The organism is Candidatus Nitrosopumilus sp. (assembly GCF_965223225.1).
Taxonomy (GTDB): Archaea; Thermoproteota; Nitrososphaeria; order Nitrososphaerales; family Nitrosopumilaceae; genus Nitrosopumilus.
In genome coordinates this window covers 1,319,778-1,341,904 of the sequence record NZ_CBDCVU010000004.1, presented here as the reverse complement: position 1 = coordinate 1,341,904, position 22,127 = coordinate 1,319,778, and the positions used below count along the sequence as shown (strand labels likewise).

Sequence of the window (22,127 nt, the reverse complement as noted above, 5' to 3'; positions counted from 1 at the left end):
TTTGATAGATGATTTGTGGATAGAATAAAGCGTCTCTCACTAGAAGTATTGGATAACCACAAATCAAGATTTGGTGAGGACTTTGCTGATAATAAAAAGATCCTTGATCAGATTTCAATCATACGTTCTAAAGGACTAAAAAATGAAGTAGCAGGATATATTACAAAATTTGTTAAAAAAGAAATTCGAGAAGAAAAGGCCAAACAAGCAAGAAATGAATCTTCTAAAAATACTAGTGAAACATTGACTGAAATTCCTTCAGATGATGTTGAGCCTATAATCATGACTGCAGATGATGTTCCTGATGAAGTTATTGCAGCAGAAACACCTGCAAAAGAGAACACTACAGATTAAAAAAATATTAATTTTCTATTTTTGTAATCAACATAAATGATACATGTAAAATTAGTTGGTGGCGCAAAAAAATCATTTTTGACTGATAATATTTCTGTAGATGATGCTAACATTTCAATTAAGGAATTGTTGGATTTGTTACTAGAGTTAAAACCTGATACCACTCCTGAACTTGATATCCATAATATCCTTGTTGCAGTCAATGGAATTGATTCTTCTGCAATGGATGGAGGATCTACCATTATACAAAAAAATGATCATGTAAGTATAATTCCGTTAATTCATGGTGGTAATAATTAATTGAAAAAATTAACATTTACATTTTTAAAAAAACAAATTCAGATAATTGAAATTAAAGGAAATGCCTTTAGTGATGTCCAATTTCTAGATGATCTAAGATTACGCTATCCAAAATTACAACTTCAATGCATCTCCAGTAAATTTATTTTAAATCCATACCATGCAAAAAAAATCATTTCGTTATCTTTAGCATCTGAAAAAAATTCCATTTTGCTTTCTAAAAAACTTGAAACTGATATCTTAATGCGTTTTGCATTAACTTCTCAAATCTCTAACGCGATTTTAAATGTTGGAATAAACCCCAAGCATAATTTTTTCTTGATTGGAATTGGTAATAAGAAAACATTAGATGAATTGTACCAAGAACAAAAGTCTAATACTATTGATCTGTTTTCACATGATTTCCAACCTTTTTTAAAGAAATACTTTAAGATAAAAAAAATACATATTGATTCAATTTCATCTCGTACACCCTTTGAAGATATTTTAATAGAAAAAGCATCGATATTATTCTGATATACTTCTCTTTGTTTTTTCAGTACTCATTATGTCTATTTTTCTAATTATTGCAATACCTGTTTTTTGACCTAATATCTCAATCAAAATAATTTTGTCTGGAAATTCTAATGACACTTGATTTTTTATTTTACTTGCAATATTTGATATAAGTTCCTTACTTGATATTTCTGAATCCCTCTTCTCAATTGATATTCTGTATGTCTCTCCCTCTTGTATTTTTTCAGATAATTTCTCAACAGTTTCTTCAATATTTTTGCTATCTGTATTACAAACTTTTTGAATTGGTATTATCCTGAGACAATATCTTATACTCCATGGCTCATCAAGTATACTTTCTCTAATTTTTCTTACAACTAGAGTCGGTTCTATTTTTGTTTCTACTGTAAGAATTCCTGACATCGTTGTTTCTGAAATTTTTGGTTCAGAATCCCCCATCTCGTCTAGTTTTTCTAATAATTCTTGTTTTGTTTCAGATTCAAGGTTTCTGGCACATGTTACAATTAGATTCAATTTCTTATTAACTCCTCTTCATTTAATGAGCCTTCTCTAATAATTTTGATTTTCTTATTTTCTATCTCAATTATTGTAGATTCCATTTTACTGTTAATTTTTCCTCCATCCAAAAAAAGATCATAATTCTTCAAATCTTTTGAACATTTATCGGGATTTGTGAATGATGCTTGTCCTGAAATATTCGCACTAGTTCCTACAAGAAATTTGGATTCTTTCAATAATGCCAAGGTACACTCATGATCTGGTACTCTTAGTGCGATTTTATCCTTGATGTTTAGAGACTTTTTTAATTTGTCATCTCTTACTTTGAGGATTATTGTTAATGGACCCGGCCAAAACTTATCTGTAATTTTCTTAGACATTTCATCAAAAAATGCAATTTGTTCTGCAACATCTTTTGAATATGCTAAAACTGGTAAAAATTTTGTATTTTCTCTTGATTTAATTTCATAAATTTTCTCTACTGCTTCCTTGTTGTAAGGATCGCATCCTATGCCGTATACTGTGTCTGTAGGGAATATTAGTACTCCTCCTTTTTTTATTACGTTGATTGCTTTCTGTATCCCTTTTTCATCACAAATTACTTTCAACAATTTTTCATTTTTTTCTTGTTTAATTATCATTTACTTTTGAATATCTTTTTAATGGAAGTAATTATTCCAACTTTGATGTTAACAAATTCTACAGATTTCGAAGACACTGATTTTGAAGATGATTTTGATGATGAATTAGATTCATTTGACGATGATGATGAAAACTAAATGCTTAATCCGAAATTCTCCGCAAAGTGAGCAAAGGTATTGTATGCTTGTAAAAATTCTCTTCCTGATTGACTGATTTTATATTTGTTTGAACCTTGAGTACCTGTTTGTTCTAGTAACCCTTGGGACACTAGCGTCTTTAAAATTCTAGAAATTCTTGAATGTGAAATGTTTGCTTTTCTAATTAGATATGTTACTGTTGCACCGTCCTCATCATATAGATCGTCTCTTGTTGTTTGAAGAATGTCTCCAATTATCTTTATATGCGTTCTATATTCAGCCATTGATGTTTCTGTATCCTTCAATTTCTATGAGAGCACATTGATATTTTCCAATAAACTAATAAGATAAAAGAAGTTGACTAATCTTCATTTCTGTCTTTTTTGAGCCTATCTTGAATTATTCATCAAATTTTATTTTTTTTAATGGAACTTTACTTACTGGGATGAATAACGCAATTAGACCTCCGATTTTAATTGTCATAGATACTGAATATAGAATTGATTCTGGAAAAACAAATGAATACCAACCCAAGAATTCTCCCAATGCTAAAAGAGCCAATCCTAACGCAACTGAAATAGCTCCCCTGTTTCTATTGTTAAAATATGACAACATTGTCTCGATTGCACCATAAGCTAACAATATGAACGAAATTGATCTAAAGATGTGTTCTAATTGAACTGCAGATGCTAAAAATAATGGAAAAATCCCAACCGTTCTAAAATATTTCGATTTTGGAAAGAGTGCCTTTATGCTGTGAGAAAAAGCAATAAAAAAATATCCTACAGTTTGAATGGCAATTCCCAAAGTTTGAATCCATCTTTCTATGCTTCCAGATTTTATTATGAAATCTTCTAACATGTATCCCATCCAAATCACAAAAAAACCAAAGCTAATTGAAAAAAATGCAATTGTTAATCTAAATAATGTGGGGCTGCCAGTATTTCTAAATCCCATTATTGATATTATTCCTATTGATAACCCAACCAAAAATCCAACCATATTGAGTATGTTTTCTAATAAAAAATCCAATTACGTTTAATGGATTATTTGACTAATTATTTAATTTGATGAATGATCCTTTACTAATCCCATTCATCCAAAGATCCTGAAGATTGTCCTTCTGTACTGCCTGCATAATCTCCTAAAATATCTGAATATCTTGTTTCGTTATGTGCAACAAATTTGACATATTCTCCATAACTCATCTCTAGATCACAGGATCCACATGTCACCAAAGAAAAATCCATTGTTAATTCGGCATCTTCCTTACATTTTGGGCATTTTATCTTCATCCAAAAAAATAATCTTTCTTAACTATTATTAGTTTGCATATCTAATCCTGGAATTCTATATTTTTGTTCTATTTTATTTGAAAAAAAATCCATATCCCTACAGACATTAATGCTAAAAAAAGATAAAAAGAGTTTGTTACCCATATTTTCCATGAGTCGTACATGCACGAAATGTAAAACCTCTATTCCTGATAACGCAGAACTGGATATAGTTGGTCAAAAATATCCTGTTTGCAACAAATGTTGGAATGAATGGAAAGAATATAGAGTAATGGTAATGAATGAAATGAGGCTTGATATGTCTATGCCAGATCATAGAAAACTGTTAAAAAAACATGAAAAAATATTCGCAGGTGTAATGTCTCCAGACGGAGAAGTTATTGATTATACAAATGAAGATAACAGAAAACCAGATGAACCTCCTCCTGGTGCCTAGAATTTTAGATGTGTTTTTGCATTATTTGGGATAATTATCATTATCCTTCTTTTTTCTTCATCATTTAGGTTATTGATAATTTTTTTAATTGTACCTGCAATAATTTGCTGTTCATTTTCTTCTAGTGTTAAGAATATTTCAAGAATTCCGTCTAGATTAAACGTGATCAATTTTTGTGGAGATCGAGATATTTCCATGATATATGCTGAGAAAAGTTCTTCTCTTTGATCGTCTGATAATGTAGCCAAAATCTTCAACCATGTTTTAAAAAGCTTAGAGAAATTAGGAAATGGGATTGTTGGACCTGCTTCCAACGCATTATTTATCACCTCTTCTTTTTCTGGTTCTGACATTGAAAAGAATTCCATCATTCTTTTTTTGAGTATTGGATTTCTGAGAAAATCTGGAAGGTTAGCCAAGTTGACTATTATATTTCCTGCAAAATTTTCTCCAACCATATTTTACTGAACTTAGAGTTGGTTATAAAATCATATGATAACACTTTAGCTTAAATAAACCATCTGAGATTTTTCCAATATGACATCAACTGTTGTTGTTGGAGGTTTTTTTGGTGATGAAGGTAAAGGAAAAATTATTTCATATCTGGCAATTAAAGATAATCCCAAGATTATTGTTCGTGGAGGTGCAGGTCCAAATGCTGGACACACAATTAGAGATGGTGATAAAGTCTACAAAGTCAGAATGCTGCCAAGTGGATTCCTAAATAAAAATAGTAAAGTTATGATTGGCCCTGGAGTTGTAATCAATCCTGATGTTTTAAAAAATGAAATCAAAGATTTCGGAGCTGATGGTCGTTCTTTTATTGACAAACATTGTGGAATTATTGAAGAAACTCATTTAATGAAAGATTCTAAAGGCGATCTCAAAGAGAAGATAGGCAGCACAGGATCTGGTACTGGACCTGCTAATGCAGATAGAGCCATGAGAACTCTAAAATTGGCTAAAGATTTTGATTCGCTGTCTTCTATTGTAGTTGACGTTCCTCAAGAAATCAATTCTGCATTAGCTGCCAAAGAAAAAGTTCTTGTTGAAGGCACACAGGGAACCTTTCTTTCGTTGTGGCATGGAACATATCCATTTGTAACTTCAAAAGATGTTACTGCATCTGGAATTTGTGCTGATGTTGGGCTTGGGCCTACTAAGGTAGATGATGTGATTGTTGTTTTCAAATCATACGTGACTCGTGTTGGCACAGGACCACTTGCCAAAGAACTCTCGGCTGAAGAGGCACAAGAAAAAGGATGGTCTGAATTTGGAACTGTTACTGGACGTCAAAGACGTGCTGCAGATTTTGATTTTGATTTGGCCAGGCGTGCAATTATGCTTAATGGTGCTACCCAAATTGCAATAACTAAACTTGATGTACTCTTTCCAGATTGTGCTGGAAAATCTTCGTTTGACGAACTCTCTGAGGATGCAAAATCTTTCATTCAAAATATCGAGAGCCAACTGAGCCTGCCTGTGACTGTTATTGGAACTGGTCCTGCTGTAAATGATGTTATTGATAGAAGAAGTTAGGCTCAATATTTTTGGATAAGTTTAATTTGATTGTCTTACAAATTTTTTTGTGGAAAAATCTTCTGATACTTCTAATGATAAACTTCCTCGATATATCCAAGTTAATTCTACATTGGAATTTTCACGACTTGTATGCGCACTAGAACGTGCTCCTCGCGTATCCTTTTTACATGATTATGATGATGGCAAAAAAATCTTGTCAGTACAGATGGATGTATTAAAGGAAAAACCCATCGTATATTATACTCCATTAGAACACAACGGACATTATCTTTGTTATGGACTTAAAGGTGGAAAAGAGCAATCTGAAATTGTTGATTCAACTTCTGATGCTAGCAAACTTTATTCGCCAATTGTTCGAATCAAATCACTTCCAAAAACCTTAAAGCCTGGAAATGGAACTTTGGATAGATATCATCCAATAGAATTAGAAGATATGTCTAGTCTTGCCAAATTGACTTGGGGATTTGAAGAAATTCCATTCCCTCTTTTCCTATTCCCTCGTAATGATAAATGGCTTTTAGGCGTGTTTATGAATTTTCAAGAAGATGGAATCTCTTATTTTTGTCATATTGTTCTAGATAGTGATCCTGACAAACCCTTCATGAAATTTTCTCCTACAAACGGTTCAAAACCAAGCTTTGTCAATGATCCTTCAGAACATGGATTTTCATATATCAAAATTATAAAATTAAAAGATACACACCCACTAGTAGACTATGGCCACCTTCCTAACTAGATTATCTAAGATATCCAAAACTCAAGGTAGTATTATTCTAGCTAATGATTATGATTATTCAACTCAAAATTTAGAAAGAAAAACAATTGCCAATATAAAAAATCTATATCCATTCTTGTGTGGAATTAAATTGAATTTCCACTTGTTACTTCCTCTAAGTAGTAAACAAATTCTGCGAATTAATGATGTTGCCCATAGTTATGGATTGCAAACAATAGCTGACATTAAATTGAATGATATTGGTAACACAAACAAGATAACTTCTGAACATCTATGGGCCATGGGATTTGATGCAATAATTGCTAATCCAATCATGGGAGTTGACAGTCTTAAAAATCTCACAAAATCTGCTCACAGCTATGATAAAGGAATCATAACATTATGTCACATGAGTGCTCCTGAAGCAAAATTATCTTATGACATGCAAGTAAAAATAGATACAAAAATGCAACTCTATCAATTATTTTTAGATTGGGCCCTTTTAGCTAAAGTTGATGGAATTGTAGTGGGTGCCACATTTCCAAATATTATAAAATATTGTTCTCAAAAAGCAAAGAAAAAATTGAAAATCTTTTCTCCAGGCATAGGTACACAGGGTGGTAATCCTGATGAAGTGATAAGTTCTGGGAGTGATTTTTTAATTGTAGGTCGTACTATTCTTAATTCTAAAAATCCTTCCAAAACAGCAGAGGACCTTCAACTATCTAGTCTCAGAAAGTAGCATCTGTGCCTTTGTTAACACAGTCTTAGCATTATCAAATGTTGTTTTTTCCATGGCTGACACATAGTCTGACCAAATGAAGTCTAAATGCTCATGTGACAGTTTCACATCCCTTGTCTTAGTTTCCGCTAGGAAAAATACAACTTTTTTATGAATTAATTCTCCTTTGTGTTGGAAATTATATTCGATCCATTCCTCAAACTCTTTTACAAATTTCTGATCTGTGATACCTGTCTCTTCTTTTGTTTCCCTTATGGCAGTTTCATGTGTTGATTCATTTTTTTCCATTTTCCCCTTTACAAAATCCCAATGTCCAGATGGATAATGCAACAATAAAAATAATGTTTTTGAATCTTCTTTTCGAAATAACACAATGCCTGCAGATGTCTCTTCTATCATTTTCCTAATCTTCTTTTCCTTTCTTGAAATGTTCTAATAGCTCTCATTAAATCAATTTTTCTAAATTCCGGCCAAAAGATATCCATAAAAACTAATTCACTATATGCACTTTGCCAAATCAGAAATCCACTAAGTCTTTTCTCTCCTGATGTTCTTAAAATCATATCTGGCGATGATTGTGGCAAATGTGATGTATATAGATTTGATTCAATCTCTTGTTTATCTATATCATTTACATTTAATGATCCATCTTTGATTTTTCCTCCTATTTTTTTTACTGCGTCAACCAATTCATTTTGTCCTCCATATGCTAATGCAATATTCAGAAAATGTTTGTCATAATTTTTAGTCGCTGAATCTAACTGATTTAAAATATCTTTGATTGATTTTGGTAATAATTCAATTCTTCCAATCCCTTTCACTCTCATTTTATTTTTATGGATTCTGGGATCATTATACAATTTTTCTAATCTTCTTCTGATTAACTCATAGAGATATTCTAACTCATCATCATTCCTATCTAGATTCTCAGCTGAAAGTGCATATAATGTAATTATCTTTATATCGAATTCTTCACACCAATCAAGAAGATTTTCAACTGCATCTGCCCCTTTCCCATGCCCTTTTTTTGGAATTGTAAGGTGTCTTTTTGCCCACCTTCTATTTCCATCCAAGATTAATGCGACATGATTTGGAATGTCTCCATTTTGAATTTCCCTTTCTAATCTTTTTCCATATATTTTGTATAGGCCAGATAATTGAAAAATTGTATCTTTTATTTTACTAATACCTGGTCACCTCGTGTTAATTAATAAGCACCTATAGATATCAGTGTTTTTCGAGTTTATTCAATATGCTTCTTGATTATTCAATCTGATACCATCTCTTGTTCCTTATGTTTTCTGTATTTTTTAAAGAGTATAGTTGCAGAAATTAAAGTTGCTGCTAGCCCTCCTAATAATGGTGGAATTAATGTAAATGAACTCTCATCAAAAATCATTATGTTGGTAAACTGTGCTATTGTTGGATACAAAGCTATGAGAACAATAATTCGTAAAATATCGCTGATTTGTCTTGGAATTCCTCCAATCCAATTACTCAATAGGGTTCCCGCAAATATTGCTCCCATACCTATCCACAAAATTGGTAATGCTCCTGCAACAAATTGACCGATAATTATTTTGTCTGTTATTTTTCCGATAATCTCTTTATCTGATTCTATTAACTCTGTGTCTACTGCTCCAATTCCAGATGGTACAGCTGACAAAATTAGTAATATTCCTGCAACCATTGTAAACATTCTGATAAATCCCATTGGCGTCGGCTTTGACCATCTTTCCCAAGCTTTATCGATATCAAAAGCTCTGATTAAAAACGCCCCTCCTAGTATACTTACAAGGACAGCAAATATTTCTGCAGTAAAATCAAAATAAGTTGCAATGCCTCCAATTAATAACAAAATTCCTGGAACTCCCAAAAAAAACTTTGAGTATTTTGAATCATATGCAACCATCTTGAGATATTTTCCAAATACTGCGTAGGAATATTCTACACTTCTACTTACTTTCATGACGACCCGTTGTACTGATACAACAGGAAGAACATTTTGTATTACTGGAATAACACTTTCATCATCTTCTCCATCTGAAACTATTACTGCACCATCTGCATTAAATGCCTCTAAAACTTTTTTTGTTTCTTCAAGAATTTTTTCATCTGCTTGGACTCCTCTGTTTTTAACCCCCGCTATTGTAACTACTTCAACTTGGTATCCTTTACTAACCAAATCTTCGTATGTCTTTATTGCTGAGAAAATAGAATTGGAATCTGCATCCTCTGGATCCTCTAATGCTAATCTTTGCGCTGCCTCAATACACTCATCTCTTCCGATTACAGGAGTGACGATTCCTGCTTTTTCTCCAACATCATTGTCCCTGTCAACACAAATTACAAGCAATCTATTAGATTTTTTTGTACTGATATTTTTTTTCACTTTGTTTGATAAATGGGACATCTAACTTCTTAATTCTGAATTACTTTTTAACAATTTCCAACAATTATGATTAGTAAAATGTGGGTTTGAGGCTATCCTGGTCTTGATATATCAGATAATTCGATAAATTCTGAAATTTCATTCTTAATTTTGTTAATTTTTTCTTTTGTTTCATTCATTTCTGATTCTGGACTTTTATTTTCAATTTGATTAGCTAAAACTTTTGTTTCTGAAATATATTCGTTGAATTTTTTCATTGCCTCCATGTAATTGATGTAGCTATCTTGCCATTCTTGTGGAGGCTTTGAAGTGACAAATTCGCTTATTTGAGTAGTCACTTGGGATGACGTTACTTCGGTAATCTCGGTAAACTCTTCAGTAGAAATTTTATCTTCTTGTAACTTCTGATATTCTATGTCTATTGATTCTTGTAATATTTCATGTACGTTTTTTACTCCGTCTAAATAACCAGCATAATCTGACACGATAAATGTAGTTTCATTATTCTCTGGAATGATCCACATAAGAAAACTTGCTCCTGTAATTGATGCAAGGATTATTCCAGTAATTATGATTCCTTTTTTTGATGCCACTGGTAACGTTGGAGATTAGTAGTTTATAACTTATAATTCGATAAATATTCTTATTTTCTTTTGTGAATTTTTAAAAATATTTCTCTGAAAAATTATTTGTCATAAAATTTCTTAAAAAAATGTTCCCATAACCTAAAAAATTATATTCTTTTTTTGTATTTATCTATAAAAAAAATCCTCTTCATCCAGTTTATAGTTAAATAATTTACACAGCCTCTTCCTAAATAGCACCAAGTTTGACAAATTTTAGAATGGTTGAAGCATATTGTGTAAAATGCAGAGCAAAAAGGGAAATAAAAGATCCCAAAGAAACTAAACTAAAAAATGGACGTCCTGCTGTAAAAGGAACATGTCCCAAATGTGGCACTAATGTTTTCCGAATTGGAAAAATGGAATAATATCGGTCCACACGATTTCTCTTTTTCAACAATATTTCTTTGAAATCTAGATTAGTCGAATTGATTTTGAAGTCTCCTTTTCCTGATATTTTTTATTTTTGATATTTTCATTTTTTGGAATCACATTTTAAACCCAACTTTAAATGATGAATTTTTTGAAATGTGGTTTTCTGGCTTTAACTTTAAATCCATATAGGGTCATAGATGTGGTGTATTATGACTAAAACTGAGTATGAAAATTTACTTAAACGTATTCAAAATAATCTAGGCAATACTGAGAAGAAATCCGCAAACAGATTTGAATTACCAGTTGTTGATGTCATGTGGGAAGGACAAAAAACTTTTTTACGTAATTTTTCTGATTTTCCCAAGGCTCTACGACGAGATCCTGATAAAGTATTACAGTATTTATCAAAAGAGTTTGCAGTTCCTGCAGAACGATTAGGTGATAAAGCTATGTTTATTGGAAAACGTGCACCTGATGATTTTACACGTCTATTTCAAATTTATGTAAAAGATTATCTTGAATGTCCTACATGCAAAAGTCCTGATACCCAAATTACCAAAGAAAATAGGATTTCATTTCTAATTTGTGAAGCCTGTGGCGCAAAATCCACTTTAAAAGGTAAATATGCATAATGCAATTTTCAATCAGAGTTACTAATTATCAACAAAATCAAATGCTCAATATTTGCGATAGTGACCTGATTGGAAAAACGGTAATTGGAAATGACTTAACCATGGACATTACAAACAATTACTATGGAGAAAAAATTGTTACAAAAGATGAAGCCAAAACATTATTACAAAATTCTTCTATAATCAATATGGTTGGAAAAGAAACAATTTCTCTTTCTCTAGAACTTGGTATAGGATCAAAAGATGGCGTAAAAATAATTTCTGATATTCCATTTCTAATTGTTTTTAAAATGTAATATGTTTACCCGTTTTCTATTAGACACTATACTATGTAACTTCTCAAGACAAATTTTTTTATTTAATTGAGGTGTCATTACCATATGTCTGAAGATATTGAAAAAAAATTAGAATCGAAGATTGAAAAAAAATTAATCTCTAAATCTAAACGAAAATATTCAATTGATGATGGTTTTAAAAAAGGAAAAGTTGTCAATGAAGTTTTAGACAAACCTACGGTTATGACTCTTTACAAAATGATAAAAGATCATACTATTGCATATGTTAACGGTTCTGTTAGTGCTGGAAAAGAATCTGTACTTTTTTGGGCTGTTGATGAAAAAAAAAATGATGTTGCTTTAAAAATTTACCTAGTTACTACTTCTAATTTTAAGAAACGTGAACCTTACATTTTAGGTGATCCTAGGTTTTCTCATCTAAAAAAAGGCACAAAAAATCTTGTTTATTTATGGGCACAAAAAGAATTCAAAAATTTATCTCAATGCTATGAAGCTGGAATTTCCGTACCCGAACCCATTTCTGTAGTAAATAATGTGCTTGCGATGGAGTTTATAGGGAAAAATGGAATTCCTACCAGTTCATTATTGTCTTCCACCGTTGACCAAAATGATTACTCAAAATCAATTTCCATTATTACCGACCTATACAAAAAGGCAAAATTAGTCCACGGAGATCTTTCTGAATATAATATTTTCAAGACTTCAAAACAACTAATTGTGTTTGATTTTGGATCTGCAGTTGATATTCGACATCCAAACGCTGAGAATTTTCTTAAAAGAGATATTAATAACATGAATCGATTCTTCAACAAAAGGGGCATTTCTGTTGAAGATTCAACTAAATTATTTGAGGCTATTGTGACATGAGTTTTGAAAAATTAATCCGCATTCCTAATGATAGAATTGCTGTTTTGATTGGTAAATCAGGAACAGTAAAAACTAAAATTGAAAAATTATGTTTTGTATCTTTAGATATCGATGGTGAAACTGGAGAGGTGCTAATTAAATCCGAAGGAAATGTAGAAAAAATCCAACCCTTCAAGGCTATGGAAATTGTTACTGCAATTGGACGTGGGTTTTCACCTGAAAATGCAATGACCTTGTTAAAAGGTGAAAATACTTTGCATGTCATGGATCTTAGAGAATTTGCTGGTAAGTCTAGTTCTAATGTTGAAAGGATAAAAGGGAGAATTATAGGAGAAGGTGGTAGAGCAAGACGAAATATGGAAAATCTTAGTGGCACTCTTATCTCTGTATATGGTAAAACAGTTTCAATTATTGGTGATGCAAAAAAACTCAAACTAGCCGTAGATGCTATTTCCTCTATATCAAATGGAAGTATTCATGGAGCAGTGTATACTAAACTAGAAAATGCCAATAGAAAAGAGAAACAAGAAAAAATGAAACTCTGGGAAGATCAAGATGTCTTCTATTAAAGAAAAATTTAATCAAATTTCTCCTAGTGAGTTTTTTTACAGTAATCGTGATCTAGCTGGATTTAGTAATCCTACAAGATCTCTTTATACAGCTGTTCGTGAATTTGTGGAAAATGCATTAGATGCATGTGACCAAAAAGGGATTCTTCCTGATGTTCATCTGACCATTAAGGCTGTTGATCCTGATAAATCTGATCCAAAACCTTACATTCTTACCGTTAAAGATAACGGACCAGGTGTTGATGCTGACCATGTTTCACTTGCATTTGGAACGGTACTTTATGGTTCAAAATTTGGCTTAAAACAGGCACGCGGAATGTTTGGATTAGGAGCAACCATGGCAATTTTGTATGGTCAAATCACAACTAACAAACCTGTAATTGTAAAGAGCTGTACTGATGGCAAAATTCAAGAACAGTTTGAATTGTTGTTAGACATTCAAAAAAATAAGCCTGTTATTGTAAAGCACAACACAAAAGAGGTTTCTAAAAAAGGACTTTCTGTAAGTATTTGTCTGGAAGGTGATTACTCAAAGGCAGGTACAAAAATAAGAGATTATGTCTATGAAACTTCCTTGATAACACCTTATGCGACCATTACTTTTGATGACCCAAAAGGACAAAAATTCCACCATCCTCGCTTTGTCAAAGATATTCCTCCTCCTCCAACAATAATTCGACCACACCCACATGGAATTGACGTTGAAAGGATTCGACGAATGATAGTTGAATCACAATTTGAAATTCCTACAATTGATGATGCAATGATTGAAAAAATAAGAAAGGATTTAGGATTAACAAAGAAGAATCTTGCTTTCTCGGCTATAATGAACAAAGCCCAAAAAAAATGGAAGTCCCTTTCACGTCAAGTTCGAGTAGTAGTAGCATTAATGTCATTTCTTAAAATGGATTTTGAGAAATTAAACAAGATCAAACTAGAAGATATTGATGTTCCAAACAAAAAATTATTCTATTGGGATTTTGGTGATTCTCAATCAAAATCTGTAGACATGGATCCTGAAAGTCAATATTACAAACAGCTAACTAATACGGTTCAAGGCGAACCTCTTAATACATTTCTGACCAAACGATTTCAACGTGTAGGGCCTACCACCGCCAACAAATTTGCAGAGTTTGCAGGATTTAAACCTGAAAAACGTATGGGAACTATGACTAATCAAGAATTAGTTAATCTAAGTGACTCTCTCCAAAAATTTGAAGACTTTCTTGCACCTGACCCTAGCTGTCTTGCTCCCTTAGGAGAAGAGCCATTAGAAAAAGGAATCAAAAAATTCTTTGAACCTGATTTTACTGCTGTAGTCCAAAGACCTGCTTCAGCTTATTCTGGATTTCCATTTATTATTGAGATGGGAATTGCCTATGGTGGAAAAATTAAACCCGGTGGGCCTCATGTATACCGATATGCGAATCGAATTCCACTACTTTATGATGAAGGCAGTGATGTAGTTCTCAAAGTTGTTAACGATACGGATTGGGGACGATACAAAGTGAAAGGTGAGCCTCCCTTCATAATTGTATCTCATATTTGTTCCACTAGAATTCCGTACAAGACTGCAGGAAAGGAAAACGTAGCTGATCGTCAGGAAATAGAACGTGAGTTACGTTTGGCATTACAATATCTGTCACGTAAATTAGCAGCTTACATGTCAAAACGAGGACAAGCTGAAATGGCAAAGAAAAGGGCTAACCTTTATGCAAAATATGTTCCACTTATTGCCCAGTTTTGTACTGAATTGGCCGGTAAGAAAAGGGAGCCAAACTATAAGAAAATGCTAGAAGAAGAGTATCCTGTAGAGCCAAAAATAACACAAAAGGAGAATAAAGATAGTGAAAACAAGTAAATCAAAAGAACTTAGCAAAAAAGCCAAGGAAAAACAAAAGAATATCCTTGAAATGCTCAAAAGTCATGGGGCAAAAATATATGAAGATCTTGACAATGGTCAATTCCCAAAATTCTCTATTCCAAGTAGATCTGTAAGCAATATTGTTTATGATAAAAAGCTCAGACAATATATTCTCGGAAACAATTCTGCACTAAGAAGCGCAAAAAATTCCTCGCAACTTCGTTCTTTTACTCAATTAATGTGGCTTGCATTTTTTGCAAATAGACTTACCCAAGAAAAAAAATCTTCCACTTTAAGAGATGTTTACTATTCTTCTCAAGCATTTGCAATAGAGTTTGATGATCAATCCGAATCTGATAATATTATTGTTGATCTAGAGGCCGTAACTTCAAAACCTCGAGAGGATTTCCATATCTTCCCAGAAGAAAGAAGCTCAATTTTTGGCGATTTGAATATAGAATACACCATACCTGGTTATGAAGGTAAACCGATGAATCTTTCTAATCACCCTGACGGTTATTCTATTGGGCCTAGTTTAACAACAGCCGAATTGGTTGATACCAGTGCTGAAATTGTTATTGCAATTGAAAAAGGTGGTCTTTTTACAAGATTTGTAGAAGAACAAATTGATAAAAAATTCAAATCTATTATAATTAATACTGGTGGCCAAGCTCCACGGTCTACTAGGACATTGTTAAAACGATTGCATGATGAGATGGGGTTGCCTGTAATTGTTCTAACAGATGGTGATGTGTATGGTGAACACATTGCAATGGTCATAAAATCTGGTTCTGCAAATGCAGCTCATTTAAGAGAACTTACTGTTCCTGATGCAAAATGGGTAGGTGTGTGGGCAACTGATATTGAAAAATACAAGTTACCTACTATTCCTATGACTGAATCTGATATTAAACGATGCCATGATCTAAAAAAGGATCCAAGATATGAAGATGGGATTTGGAAAAAGGAGTTAGATGTCTTCTTGAGGCTAAAACGTAAAGCAGAGTTGGAAGCATTTTCAAAATATGGTCTTACAAATATTACTGAGAAATATTTGCCACAAAAATTAGAATTGGCAAAAAGTCTGTGATTACTTTATTCTTAATGTCAGAACTCCGTTTCTATACTTGAAATCAAAAATCTGCATGCTGTCTGCACCCTCAATTGGTATTTCTTTTGAAAATCCGCCAGTTCCTCTAATGTATAATATGCCTTCTATCAACCTCACTGCGATTTTATCTTCTGGACCTGGAACTTCGGCTACAAAAACAAATTCGTCTTTTCCTTTAATCAGGTCATAAACCCAATTTTTTGTCTCCTGTTCTCTGGCTTGAGTAAATGATGGCTGTTGATCTTTTGTCATTTTTTTTAATACTTTGACCCAATAGAACATTGTCACGGCTGCTGCTCCAATTAGTATGAAACTGACAAATCCTGAGTCTGCTCTTTGAGTCATTATGTAAATTATGCCCAAGAACAAAATTACAATTATGGGAATCGCAAAATTCAGTGATTGTTCATTCGAATATGTTCCTTTGTAACTTGCCAAGCAACTAAAAATTTGGTTTTACCAAATATAAAGTATCATTGGTTTTACCGTCTATTCAATTATCTTCTTAGTACATTTTAATAAATTCTATTTGTTTATGTTATTTTGTACTATTCCTTGATCTAACATCCATTTTATTGAAATGGAAAATTCATCATTTGAGATCTCTCCTTTGATCCACTTTTCTGCATTATTATTTATCCAAATTGGCAAATCTACATTATTGTTGTCTTTTGGCGCTTTACTCGTGGGAATCGTAATTATTTTTTCTTTTAACAAAAATTCTAAAATTTCAATATAAGTATCATTTGAGATTTTTTTTGTTGCCCACAACTCTGTGGTCTGTTTGAACCAATCTGGAATTTGAACAATATTGTATCCTACTGTTATTACAAAAGAATCTCTCACTTCATTTCCAAATTTATCTATTGTCATGCATCTGACTGTGGTTTTGCCTACCTCAAAAAAAGAATTGGTTGTTTTGTCACATTCCACATGAAGTTCGTTGTTTGCATTGTCTTTTGCAATAACATTAAAAGCGACTTTACTGGGAAATTCTGATTCAACATACAAATCCCCTTCTGTTATTATCCTAATCTCTTCAAAATTTGATCCTTTATCTCCAAATACCGCGTTTGCATGTCCAAAAAATAAAACAATTGAAATCATTAATGGCAGTATAATGAAAATTTTATTCATTATTTTCACCTAGTTTTACAATCAACAAGTCCTGACTGAGATTTAATTCAGTTAAGCATTACTATTCTATGTTTCAAGTTGACTTTATAATGGGTTTTCAAGTCAAAGAAATTCACAATTTAGTGTTAATAAAAAATATTGAACCTTCGCTAACAAATGAGAAGATATATTTAGTTTTTCTATTTTTTTTAAAACTGATCTGTCGTCTGATGATAAACCCTCTATTAGTCTAACAAAAAAAGAAATTATCCTTCGTGGAACAATTATTGCTGTTATTATATCGGTGCCTTCTTTAATCGCATTTATTCTAACTTGGATAATTTTTGACGATATGATTGCTGGCGCTATTTTGGGTGCTGTCATCCATTTTATTGCTATGGGATTTTCCTTAAAGATTTCAAAAAAAATTCTTGTAAAAAAATAATTTGTGGATACTCTTAATTTCTTGTAATTAAATTGAAAGTAATGGATTTTTCTACAATTGAAAAAAATCTTGTATCTGAAATTAAATTAACTGCAATTCAGGCCAAAGTCTACCTTTTGGTTACTTGTTTTGGGCGGATGTCCTCAAAAAAAATTGCAGAAAAATTACAAATCCCTATAAACGATGCTAACCATATCGCAAAATATCTGATAGAAATAGGTGCTTTCATAGATTTTTCACCCACAGAATTTGAAGCAATGCATCCTAGATTTACTGCAGTTAACATGTATAGGCGTCTATGTGAACGGGAAGGAGTCGAATTCAAACAAAATAAAATTGTAGATGGCATTGGGGTTCTTCTTGAAAAACCCTATGATGATGCAAGAACTAAATAACACTGTAAACTGGTGAACAACATTGAATATTGATACTGAAACGTGCAAACATCAGCCTGTTTATTTTGGTGTTGTGAATATAAACATCGAGGAACGCACAATTGGGTCTGTAGATGTATGGCGATGTGGTCTATGTAAAAAGCGTTTTTGTGAAGAAAAACAGTTGGGCATTGAAGAATTGGCAGATCTAGTAGGAATGCCTAAAATTGATCCTGATGCCAAATGGGGAGTCACAGTTTGTCGATTACAACAAGGAAAATACAAGTGGAAGTTAGTTAAATTAAAAGAACATGGGGAGACAAAACATGAATGCCTTGATGAAAAAATGATCTCACTTAAAGTTGAAAATTTTAAAGTTGAAGATGACCAGCATTGGAGTTTTCTGATTGATGACAACATCAACAAGGCAGTAGAAATTTAGTTTCTCATGAATATCAAAGTCCACATTAACAACATTCATGGCAGTCAAATGGCTGCCAAAATCACAGGCAAATTCAATCTAGACGGTCGCGATTTTAGATTTACTGCAATTGCATTTGGAAGGATAGGTGGACAAAACGTTGGTGCAAAACTCTCTAGTGCTACAGAAAAAGAATTAAAAGATTTAGGATATGATGTTGAGGATGTTATTATGCTGCTTCAGAGAAATCTATTGCAAGGAGATCTGACTTTGCCTGAAGGCTTGAGTAAAGAGTCTTTTGTTGATGATTAGAACTGTGCTTCTTCTAGAGCTTTTGCGCAAGAACATTTTCTGTTTTTAGGAATCTTGTCAATTAATTCTGTAAGTACTGCCTTTGTTCTTTCAACATTCTTAGAAAGTGTCTCTAGCACTTCTTTTGCTGTAACAGGTTTTTCTGCCCAAACGTCATAATCAGTAACCGTTGAAATCGACGCATAACACATTTGAGCTTCCCTTGCTAATTGGCATTCAGGAACTAATGTCATTCCGATAATGTCTGCTCCTGTGGTTCTGTAAAATTTTGATTCTGCTTTAGTGGAAAATCTTGGGCCTTCTATGCATACGTAAGTGCATTCCTTCTGAATCTTCAAATCTTGATCTTCAACAACTTTGAGTATTGTTGAATGCAGTTCTGGACAAAAAGGATCTGCTACAGAAATGTGTATGACATTACCTTCTTCAGAAAAAGTTCCTTTTCTTGATTTGGTAAAATCGAGAAATTGTGTAGGTAATGCAAAATGACCTGGTTCTATTTCTTCTTTTAAACTACCTACAGCTGATGGTGCGATAATCCTTGTAACACCTAGTTCTTTGAATGCCCAAATGTTTGCTCGAAAGTTTATCAAATGCGGTGGAATTGTGTGTTTTTTACCATGTCTGGGAAGAAAGGCAATTTTTCGTCCCTTAAACACCCCTACTGTTATTGTATCTGATGGTTTACCAAATGGTGTATTGATTTCAACTTCTTGTGCATCTTCTAGCAATCCTGAGTCATAAATCCCAGTACCACCAAAAATTCCTATTTCTACATCTTTATCCATTAGTATTTCACCAAGGATTTACAATTGTATTTCTCAATTCCTTTTATGCCATTTAATTCTGTTAATTCTATTATGAATGCAAATCCTGAAATCTCTCCGCCAACTTTTTCAATCAATTTTGCTGCAGCCTTTGCTGTTCCTCCTGTTGCAAGTAAATCATCACAAATGAGAACTTTTTGTCCCTCTTTTATGATGCCTTTTTGAATCTCAATTGTATCTTTACCGTATTCTATTGTGTATGACAGTTTTGTCGTCTTGCCTGGAAGTTTCCCTGATTTCCGAATCATTATCATTCCTTTCTCGTATCTTCCTGCAAGAATACATGCAAGAATGAATCCCCTTGACTCAATACCTGCAAATACATCTACATCTTTGGGATGAAAGTATTTTGAAAACTCATCTCCAATGAATGATAGTGCTGCTGGATCTTTTAACATGGGGCTAAAATCTCTAAATAAAATCCCTTTTTTTGGAAAATTTGGATATTCGGCTATTCTATCTTTTAAGTTCATAAATAATAGCTAAATTGGTAAAATAAAATTGTTTGAAATTAGTCTATTGTAAATTCTGTTTCAGTTGTGTTAAATGCATCAGAAACCCTTATTGTGTATACTCCCGGTACTGTGTCCTTGGGAATTCTCCAAGGTTGGTTTACTTCTCCTTGTGCTGATGCTGGAAATTCTAGCCTCTCAATTATTTTTCCACTTTCGTCTACTATTTCAATTTCTACTGTTTGTTGTGCCCCAAAAATATGGAAGTTCATGAAATCATTTATTCCATCTAACTTTGGGCTTTCAGTAATTGAAATCACTATTCCGTCATAAACAGTTCCTAACACCTCGATTTCGATATTGTCAAAGTTTGCACCACTCTTTGCATTGACTGTCCAAGTTCCTGGTTCTCCGTCTGAAGGAATTCTAAATGAATCCTCTGATATTTTTCCATTCTTATTTGAAAATGTCTCTTTTGTTTTTACAACATTTCCATCTGGATCAATTAGATTTACTGTTAAAAGGATATTTTCATTTGTATTTCCTAGAATTAAAATCGAATCACCTGGATTATATTCTCCTTTAGTTGTGTTAATGCTTATTTCTCCTGAACCTGTTTGCAATCCCACTGTGAATATCTCGGTGCTCTGTGTGCTGCCTTTACTAACTACAGCTGTATATACTCCTGATGCAAATCCGTCCAAATCTAAGGAATGAGTACCTCTTGCGTCAGGCTGTAATTTAATTGATATTGACTCTCCCTTTGGTTTGTCTGAAGGATCGATAATCAACAAACTAACTATGTCTGAAGGTTTTCCACTAAGTGAAATTATTGCTGTATCTCCTGGTTTGTAATTTAATTTGTCAAATGCTAAATTAACTGGAATGGTGGGAAGCTGCCCAAGTCCACTAAAAATAAACTCTTTCTCGCTTTCCTGTGTTGCAATCAATGTGTATGTGCCTTTTGTCGAAGTTTGTGATGTTTCATATTCAAATTCAACAATTCCTGAATCATCAACTTGAACAATATCTGAGGCTAATTCTTTTCCTAGAGGATCTTCTAGTATTAATTCGATTGGAATGTTGGGTAATGCGGTTCCATTAAATTTCATAATCTCTCCAGGTTCTACTTTTAGATTGATTGGTGTTATCAGAATGTCCTTTGCTGATTCAACTATCCAACTTACAAGAATTTCTTCTCTACCGTCTGAAATTATTGCACTATACTTTCCAAATGGTGTATCTAATGGTATTAGTACTGGTTCTTCTGTTTCCCAATTTCCTTTACTATCAACTTCGGCAGTTCTGGTGTTGATAATCTCTCCTTCTGATGTTGTGACTTTTGCTGTGATTGCACTATTGGGTTGTGCAGTTCCAAAGACTTCTAACAAATCTCCTCTGTGTACAATATTTGGTATTCCTTGTATTGTTAGTTTGACATTTTCTGAAGGTGGGATTCTTGTTTCAACTTCGTCTATTCTTAAGCTTATCTTTCGTTCTTCTCCACCTTTACTTTTCACTTTGAAATCTACTCTCTCTGGTTCTTGATCATCAGGAATTTTCATGGTAGTCATAAAATGCCCATCACTGTCTGTTTTGAAACTGCCAATTTTTTCTGAGTTAATAAAAAAATCAAATTCTTGAGATGGTCCAAATTCATCTCCTGTCACACGTATGTTGGATCCTACATTTGGTTTTTCTGGTACTATTCTAAATAATGATTCTTTGGTCATGCTTTCTGCATCATTATTAATTTCATCTTTTGTTTTCTCTATTAGGTTGATTTGTTGTATTGCTGATAATTCTTCAGGTAATGTCTTGCTGGTGTCAATCTGCTTGTTTTCCTTGTCTAATGCTTTCCAATTGATTCCAGAACTTATTTTGTCTGTTTTAACTCCAAATTTTACAGACTCTCCTGGCTTGATTGGATTTGTTGAAGTAAAAATAATCACTCCTTGTGGAGTTTTCTCACCGGTCCATCCTTGCTCTGTTTTAAATGACTGAAAACTAAAACCATTTCCTAGCCAAATTCTAAGAGTACTGACTTCTTCATCTGAATTATTTGTCAATTCCATTATTGTTGCTTCATCAAGTGCAAAACTTTTGACTTCTACCTCTGCGTATGCTGTAGGTGTAATCGTGATTAGTGATATGGAGAATAACAATACAATTGAAAAGAAAATCCCTTTCATCCAGGATTTATTCATATTAGTCAGAATTTCCATCTCTCACTTAAACCTTAAAAATTTTTTTCAATCTTCCTATTTTTTATTT

Annotated in this window: 33 protein-coding genes; 18 read left to right on the top strand and 15 right to left on the bottom strand. The window is 32.8% G+C overall.

Going from position 1 to position 22,127, the window contains the following annotated elements:
* Positions 1-15 precede the first annotated feature (15 nt).
* The 3 genes from ACOQN3_RS08585 to cgi121 are packed head-to-tail and all read left to right on the top strand — an operon-like array spanning position 16 to position 1,170.
* A complete protein-coding gene (locus ACOQN3_RS08585) occupies positions 16-354 on the top strand; it encodes a hypothetical protein (protein WP_420546055.1) in 339 nt (112 codons plus the stop codon).
* 36 nt (positions 355-390) lie between these two features.
* Positions 391-654, top strand: coding sequence for a MoaD/ThiS family protein (locus ACOQN3_RS08580; protein ID WP_420546054.1), 264 nt, complete (start codon positions 391-393; stop codon positions 652-654).
* On the top strand, positions 655-1,170 hold the full coding sequence (cgi121, locus tag ACOQN3_RS08575) for a KEOPS complex subunit Cgi121 (protein ID WP_420546053.1): 516 nt from the start codon (positions 655-657) through the stop codon (positions 1,168-1,170).
* On the opposite strand, the gene ACOQN3_RS08570 is transcribed toward cgi121, so the two are convergent.
* The 5 genes from ACOQN3_RS08570 to ACOQN3_RS08550 all read right to left on the bottom strand — a co-directional run bounded on the left by ACOQN3_RS08570 (position 1,162) and on the right by ACOQN3_RS08550 (position 3,742).
* The gene (locus ACOQN3_RS08570; protein WP_420546052.1) at positions 1,162-1,683 is read right to left on the bottom strand and encodes a THUMP domain-containing protein; all 522 of its coding nucleotides are present in this window, start codon (positions 1,681-1,683) and stop codon (positions 1,162-1,164) included. The genes cgi121 and ACOQN3_RS08570 overlap by 9 nt on opposite strands.
* Positions 1,680-2,276: an L-threonylcarbamoyladenylate synthase gene (locus ACOQN3_RS08565; protein ID WP_420546051.1), complete on the bottom strand. Its 597-nt coding sequence runs from the start codon at positions 2,274-2,276 to the stop codon at positions 1,680-1,682. Before ACOQN3_RS08565 ends, ACOQN3_RS08570 begins: the two co-directional genes overlap by 4 nt.
* 167 nt (positions 2,277-2,443) lie before the next feature.
* Positions 2,444-2,731, bottom strand: coding sequence for a winged helix-turn-helix domain-containing protein (locus tag ACOQN3_RS08560; protein ID WP_420546050.1), 288 nt, complete (start codon positions 2,729-2,731; stop codon positions 2,444-2,446).
* Positions 2,732-2,846: 115 nt separating this feature from the next.
* A complete protein-coding gene (locus tag ACOQN3_RS08555) occupies positions 2,847-3,479 on the bottom strand; it encodes a hypothetical protein (RefSeq protein ID WP_420546049.1) in 633 nt (210 codons plus the stop codon).
* Between the two features lie 53 nt (positions 3,480-3,532).
* Entirely contained in the window at positions 3,533-3,742 is a 210-nt protein-coding gene (locus ACOQN3_RS08550; protein WP_420546048.1) for a hypothetical protein, read from the bottom strand.
* Between the two features lie 151 nt (positions 3,743-3,893).
* Here ACOQN3_RS08550 and ACOQN3_RS08545 point away from each other — a divergent pair, with 151 nt between their 5' ends.
* Entirely contained in the window at positions 3,894-4,178 is a 285-nt protein-coding gene (locus tag ACOQN3_RS08545) for a Fe(2+)-trafficking protein (protein ID WP_420546047.1), read from the top strand.
* Here ACOQN3_RS08545 and ACOQN3_RS08540 read toward each other — a convergent pair.
* The gene (locus ACOQN3_RS08540) at positions 4,175-4,636 is read right to left on the bottom strand and encodes a hypothetical protein (RefSeq protein ID WP_420546046.1); all 462 of its coding nucleotides are present in this window, start codon (positions 4,634-4,636) and stop codon (positions 4,175-4,177) included. The two genes, ACOQN3_RS08545 and ACOQN3_RS08540, sit on opposite strands and share 4 nt — an antisense overlap.
* Positions 4,637-4,715: 79 nt before the next feature.
* Here ACOQN3_RS08540 and ACOQN3_RS08535 point away from each other — a divergent pair, with 79 nt between their 5' ends.
* The 3 genes from ACOQN3_RS08535 to ACOQN3_RS08525 are packed head-to-tail and all read left to right on the top strand — an operon-like array spanning position 4,716 to position 7,177.
* Complete coding sequence (locus ACOQN3_RS08535) at positions 4,716-5,717, top strand: adenylosuccinate synthetase (RefSeq protein ID WP_420546045.1); 1,002 nt, start codon at positions 4,716-4,718, stop codon at positions 5,715-5,717.
* Between the two features lie 49 nt (positions 5,718-5,766).
* On the top strand, positions 5,767-6,456 hold the full coding sequence (locus ACOQN3_RS08530) for a hypothetical protein (RefSeq protein ID WP_420546044.1): 690 nt from the start codon (positions 5,767-5,769) through the stop codon (positions 6,454-6,456).
* On the top strand, positions 6,437-7,177 hold the full coding sequence (locus tag ACOQN3_RS08525; protein WP_420546043.1) for an orotidine 5'-phosphate decarboxylase: 741 nt from the start codon (positions 6,437-6,439) through the stop codon (positions 7,175-7,177). Before ACOQN3_RS08530 ends, ACOQN3_RS08525 begins: the two co-directional genes overlap by 20 nt.
* Here the strand turns inward: ACOQN3_RS08525 and ACOQN3_RS08520 are convergent.
* The 4 genes from ACOQN3_RS08520 to ACOQN3_RS08505 all read right to left on the bottom strand — a co-directional run bounded on the left by ACOQN3_RS08520 (position 7,157) and on the right by ACOQN3_RS08505 (position 10,162).
* On the bottom strand, positions 7,157-7,576 hold the full coding sequence (locus tag ACOQN3_RS08520; protein ID WP_420546042.1) for a bis(5'-nucleosyl)-tetraphosphatase: 420 nt from the start codon (positions 7,574-7,576) through the stop codon (positions 7,157-7,159). The genes ACOQN3_RS08525 and ACOQN3_RS08520 overlap by 21 nt on opposite strands.
* Positions 7,573-8,316, bottom strand: a complete 744-nt coding sequence (gene uppS / locus ACOQN3_RS08515) for a polyprenyl diphosphate synthase (protein WP_420546620.1) — start codon at positions 8,314-8,316, stop codon at positions 7,573-7,575. Before uppS ends, ACOQN3_RS08520 begins: the two co-directional genes overlap by 4 nt.
* 128 nt (positions 8,317-8,444) lie before the next feature.
* Positions 8,445-9,590, bottom strand: coding sequence for a DUF373 family protein (locus tag ACOQN3_RS08510; protein WP_420546041.1), 1,146 nt, complete (start codon positions 9,588-9,590; stop codon positions 8,445-8,447).
* A 71-nt stretch (positions 9,591-9,661) separates the two neighbouring features.
* Complete coding sequence (locus ACOQN3_RS08505) at positions 9,662-10,162, bottom strand: hypothetical protein (RefSeq protein WP_420546040.1); 501 nt, start codon at positions 10,160-10,162, stop codon at positions 9,662-9,664.
* 251 nt (positions 10,163-10,413) lie between these two features.
* On the opposite strand from ACOQN3_RS08505, the gene ACOQN3_RS08500 reads away from it, so the two are divergent.
* From ACOQN3_RS08500 to ACOQN3_RS08470, 7 genes are all read left to right on the top strand, one after another.
* On the top strand, positions 10,414-10,560 hold the full coding sequence (locus tag ACOQN3_RS08500) for a DUF5679 domain-containing protein (RefSeq protein ID WP_420546039.1): 147 nt from the start codon (positions 10,414-10,416) through the stop codon (positions 10,558-10,560).
* A 216-nt stretch (positions 10,561-10,776) separates the two neighbouring features.
* Positions 10,777-11,199, top strand: a complete 423-nt coding sequence (locus ACOQN3_RS08495; protein ID WP_420546038.1) for a translation initiation factor IF-2 — start codon at positions 10,777-10,779, stop codon at positions 11,197-11,199.
* Positions 11,199-11,495, top strand: coding sequence for a DUF424 domain-containing protein (locus ACOQN3_RS08490; RefSeq protein WP_420546037.1), 297 nt, complete (start codon positions 11,199-11,201; stop codon positions 11,493-11,495). Before ACOQN3_RS08495 ends, ACOQN3_RS08490 begins: the two co-directional genes overlap by 1 nt.
* 84 nt (positions 11,496-11,579) lie before the next feature.
* Positions 11,580-12,362 carry a serine protein kinase RIO gene (locus ACOQN3_RS08485; protein ID WP_420546036.1) on the top strand — a complete coding sequence of 261 codons (783 nt, stop codon included), beginning with the start codon at positions 11,580-11,582 and terminating at the stop codon, positions 12,360-12,362.
* Positions 12,359-12,931 (top strand): KH domain-containing protein, encoded by a 573-nt coding sequence (locus ACOQN3_RS08480; RefSeq protein ID WP_420546035.1) that lies wholly within the window; start codon positions 12,359-12,361, stop codon positions 12,929-12,931. The genes ACOQN3_RS08485 and ACOQN3_RS08480 overlap by 4 nt, the downstream gene beginning before the upstream one ends.
* A complete protein-coding gene (locus tag ACOQN3_RS08475; RefSeq protein WP_420546034.1) occupies positions 12,918-14,792 on the top strand; it encodes a DNA topoisomerase VI subunit B in 1,875 nt (624 codons plus the stop codon). Before ACOQN3_RS08480 ends, ACOQN3_RS08475 begins: the two co-directional genes overlap by 14 nt.
* Positions 14,779-15,885, top strand: a complete 1,107-nt coding sequence (locus ACOQN3_RS08470) for a DNA topoisomerase IV subunit A (protein ID WP_420546033.1) — start codon at positions 14,779-14,781, stop codon at positions 15,883-15,885. Before ACOQN3_RS08475 ends, ACOQN3_RS08470 begins: the two co-directional genes overlap by 14 nt.
* Here the strand turns inward: ACOQN3_RS08470 and ACOQN3_RS08465 are convergent, their stop codons facing one another.
* Together ACOQN3_RS08465 and ACOQN3_RS08460 are read right to left on the bottom strand one after the other, a co-directional pair.
* Positions 15,886-16,344, bottom strand: a complete 459-nt coding sequence (locus ACOQN3_RS08465; protein WP_420546032.1) for an Hsp20/alpha crystallin family protein — start codon at positions 16,342-16,344, stop codon at positions 15,886-15,888.
* Between the two features lie 87 nt (positions 16,345-16,431).
* Positions 16,432-17,043, bottom strand: a complete 612-nt coding sequence (locus ACOQN3_RS08460) for a plastocyanin (RefSeq protein WP_420546031.1) — start codon at positions 17,041-17,043, stop codon at positions 16,432-16,434.
* A gap of 283 nt (positions 17,044-17,326) precedes the next feature.
* On the opposite strand from ACOQN3_RS08460, the gene ACOQN3_RS08455 reads away from it, so the two are divergent.
* Genes ACOQN3_RS08455 through ACOQN3_RS08440 form a run of 4 tightly spaced genes read left to right on the top strand, consistent with a single transcriptional unit; the run spans position 17,327 to position 18,574 of the window.
* The gene (locus ACOQN3_RS08455) at positions 17,327-17,467 is read left to right on the top strand and encodes a hypothetical protein (protein ID WP_420546030.1); all 141 of its coding nucleotides are present in this window, start codon (positions 17,327-17,329) and stop codon (positions 17,465-17,467) included.
* A gap of 41 nt (positions 17,468-17,508) precedes the next feature.
* Positions 17,509-17,862: a hypothetical protein gene (locus ACOQN3_RS08450; protein ID WP_420546029.1), complete on the top strand. Its 354-nt coding sequence runs from the start codon at positions 17,509-17,511 to the stop codon at positions 17,860-17,862.
* A gap of 22 nt (positions 17,863-17,884) precedes the next feature.
* A complete protein-coding gene (locus ACOQN3_RS08445; protein ID WP_420546028.1) occupies positions 17,885-18,283 on the top strand; it encodes a hypothetical protein in 399 nt (132 codons plus the stop codon).
* 6 nt (positions 18,284-18,289) lie between these two features.
* On the top strand, positions 18,290-18,574 hold the full coding sequence (locus ACOQN3_RS08440; protein WP_420546027.1) for a hypothetical protein: 285 nt from the start codon (positions 18,290-18,292) through the stop codon (positions 18,572-18,574).
* Here ACOQN3_RS08440 and ACOQN3_RS08435 read toward each other — a convergent pair.
* From ACOQN3_RS08435 to ACOQN3_RS08425, 3 genes are read right to left on the bottom strand one after another with little or no spacing between them, the layout of a single operon-like run.
* A complete protein-coding gene (locus ACOQN3_RS08435) occupies positions 18,571-19,362 on the bottom strand; it encodes an S-methyl-5'-thioadenosine phosphorylase (RefSeq protein ID WP_420546026.1) in 792 nt (263 codons plus the stop codon). The genes ACOQN3_RS08440 and ACOQN3_RS08435 overlap by 4 nt on opposite strands.
* Positions 19,362-19,874 (bottom strand): adenine phosphoribosyltransferase, encoded by a 513-nt coding sequence (locus tag ACOQN3_RS08430; RefSeq protein ID WP_420546025.1) that lies wholly within the window; start codon positions 19,872-19,874, stop codon positions 19,362-19,364. Before ACOQN3_RS08430 ends, ACOQN3_RS08435 begins: the two co-directional genes overlap by 1 nt.
* 38 nt (positions 19,875-19,912) lie before the next feature.
* A complete protein-coding gene (locus tag ACOQN3_RS08425) occupies positions 19,913-22,060 on the bottom strand; it encodes a biofilm-associated protein (RefSeq protein WP_420546024.1) in 2,148 nt (715 codons plus the stop codon).
* Between the last annotated feature and the right edge of the window lie 67 nt (positions 22,061-22,127).